Genomic DNA, 3,110 nt, shown 5'->3' with positions numbered 1-3,110 from the left:
CACCGCACTCCGGCTCTGCCCTCCCGGAACGACCGGTGAGCTGTACGTCTCCGGTGACGGACTCGCCCACGGCTACCTCAACCGCCCCGACCTCACCGCTTCCAGCTTCGTCCCAAACCCCTACGGCCCCGCAGGAACCCGCCTCTACCGCACCGGCGACCTCGCCCACTTCGACCACGAAGGACGCCTCCACTACGAAGGCCGCGCCGACCACCAGATCAAGATCCGGGGCTTCCGCATCGAACCCGCCGAGGTCGAGGCCGCACTCCTTACCCACCCCCAGGTCACCCAGGCCCTCGTCACCAAGCACCACGACCAGCTCTCCGCCTACGTCGTCACCACCACTGACCCGGCAGACCTCCGACACCACCTGACCGACCGACTCCCCGACCACCTCGTCCCCGCCTACCTCACCCCGCTCGACCGCTTCCCGCTCACACCGAACGGAAAGATCAACAAGCGCGCACTGCCCGAACCGGTCGCGGTCTCGTCGGGCGGTCGCGCCCCACGCTCCCTGCTGGAGGAGACCCTGACCAGCCTCTTCACCAGCACGCTCGACGCACCCGGCACGCTGACGATCGACGACGACTTCTTCCACCACGGCGGGCACTCGATCCTCGCCGCCCGCCTCACCAACCGGGTCGCGCAGGTTCTCGGCGTCCGGCTGACGATCCGGGACGTCTTCGAGAACCCGACCGTGGCACGGCTCGCGGAGAAGGTCGGCGCGGCGAAGGGCCTTCCGGCGCTGCCTCCGCCGTCCGCCGGTGAGGGGCCGAGCAAGGGACCGGCTCCCATGTCGTTCGCTCAGCGCCGACTGTGGCTGCTGGCGGACCTGGACGGCGGGAGCACCGCGTACAACGTGCCAATGGCCGTACGCCTGGAAGGCACCCTGGACGTCGGCGCCCTGGAAGCCGCGCTCAACGACGTCATCGAGCGCCACGCGCCTCTGCGCACCCTGTACGAAACGGTGGACGGCGAACCACTCCAGCGCATCCTCCCGGCCACCGAGGCGCGGGTGTGCATGGAGCGCCGCGAGGTGACCGCCGGGGAGCTGGACCGCGCGGTGGCCGATGCCGGTCGCCATGTCTTCGATCTCCGTAGTGAACTGCCCCTCTTCGTCTCGCTGTTCCAACTGGACGACACCACGCATCACCTGGTCGTCGTGTTGCATCACATCGCCACGGACGGCCGGTCGAGCGAGGTGTACGTGACGGACCTGGCCCGTGCGTACGAGGCACGAATCGGCGGGGCCGAGGGGTGCGCGCTTGAGCCGTTGCCGGTGCGGTACGCGGACTACGCGGTGTGGCAGCAGCGGGTGCTGGGGGCCGCCGACGACGCGGACAGCGTGCTCTCGCGCGAACTGGACTTCTGGCAGGGCGCCTTGAAGGGTCTTCCGGAGGAGCACGGTCTCAACCTGGACCGTCCGCGCCCCGCCCGGGCCTCGCACCGGGGCAGCGAGGTGGCCGTCGATTTCGGTGACGACCTGTTCGCCCGCATCGGGGAGCTGGCCCGGGCCGAGGGGTGCACCCCGTTCATGATCGTCCACGCCGCGCTCGCCGCAGCCCTCACCCGGCTGGGCGCCGGCACCGACCTGGCCATCGGCTCACCGGTCGCCGGCCGCACCGACGAAGCGCTGCACGACCTCGTCGGGTTCTTCGTCAACACCCTCGTGCTGCGCACCGATACGACCGGCAACCCCACCTTCCGGGAACTCCTGCAACGCGTCCGCACCACCGACCTGGACGCCTTCGCGCACCAGGACGCCCCCTTCGACCTCGTCCTCGACACCCTCAACCCCACCCGCACACTCGCCCGCCACCCCCTCTTCCAGATCTGCCTCACCCTGGAAACCAGCACACCGGTGCTCGCTCTGGCCGGGATGCGACCGGAAGCCGTGCAGACGTTCGCCAACGGCTCGGCCAAGTTCGACCTGGAGTTCCTGCTCCGCGCGGACGACGGCGCGGGTCTGCGCGGCATGGTCGTCTTCGCGGAGGACCTGTTCGACCGGTCGACCGTCGAGCGCATGGTGACCGTGCTCGGAGCGGTGCTGCACCAAGTGCTGGACGACCCGGAGGCGCGCCTCGGGGACGTAGAGGTGCTGTCGGCTGGTGAGCGGGAGTTGCTGCTCGGGGCGTGGGCCGGAGAGGTGTCCGGCCGGGACGACGTGTCACTCGTGCAGCGCTTCGAGGAGCAGGTGGCACGGGTCCCGAACGCGGTCGCGCTGATCGACGGTGAGCAGCGGATCTCGTACGCGGAACTGAACGCCACCGCCAACCGCTGGGCGCGCGAGCTGCGCGGGCGCGGTCTCGGCCGGGGCGACCTCGCCGGCATCCTCCTGGAACGCGACGCCACCTTCGCCACCGCCCTCATCGCCGTACTCAAGACCGGCGCCGGACACGTACTGCTCGACCCCGACTTCCCCGACGAGCGGCTGCGCTCCGCCGCCACCGAGGCCGCCATCAGCCACCTGGTCACGAACACCGAACTCGCCGGCCGTCTCGAAGGCGAGTGGGTCACGTGTGTGGAGGGCCCGGACGACGTGACCGGCCACAACGCGACCAACCTGGGTGTCCCGATCCGGGGTGACGACCTCGCGTGCGTGATGTTCACCTCCGGCTCCACAGGCCGCCCGAAGGGCATCGTCTCCTCGCACCGCAACCTCGTCTCCACCCTGGTCGGGCAGACCTATCTCCCCACGAGCCCGGACGAGGTGTACCTCCAGTCCTCCCCCATCTCCTGGGACGCCTTCAGCCTCGAATTCTGGGGGCCACTCCTCCACGGCGCACGGGTCGTCCTCCAGCCGGGGCAGAAGCCGGAACCCTCGCTCATCGCGGAACTGGCCACCAAGCACCACGTCACGACCCTGCTGCTGTCGGCCAGCCTCTTCAACTACCTCACCGACGAACACCCCGAAACCTTCGACTCGGTCACCACGGCCTACACCGTCGGAGAGGCGGCCTCGCCCGTCCACGTACACAGGCTGCACAGCGCCAGGCCGGGCATCGAGGTGATCAACGGGTACGGGCCGGCGGAGGCGATGATCTACGCCACCACCCACACCATCGAGCCCACCGACGCCCCGCACACCGCCATCCCCATCGGCACCCCAC

The 3,110-nt window shown here is 69.9% G+C and carries 1 protein-coding gene; it reads left to right on the top strand.

The annotated features are described in order from the left end of the window. Positions 1-3,110: condensation domain-containing protein (locus ACN6LM_RS37800; RefSeq protein ID WP_445069949.1), on the top strand; the 3,110-nt coding region annotated here is incomplete at both ends.

This window comes from Streptomyces sp. SAS_281, from assembly GCF_052542855.1.
This window is presented reverse-complemented; position numbering and strand designations above follow the sequence as displayed.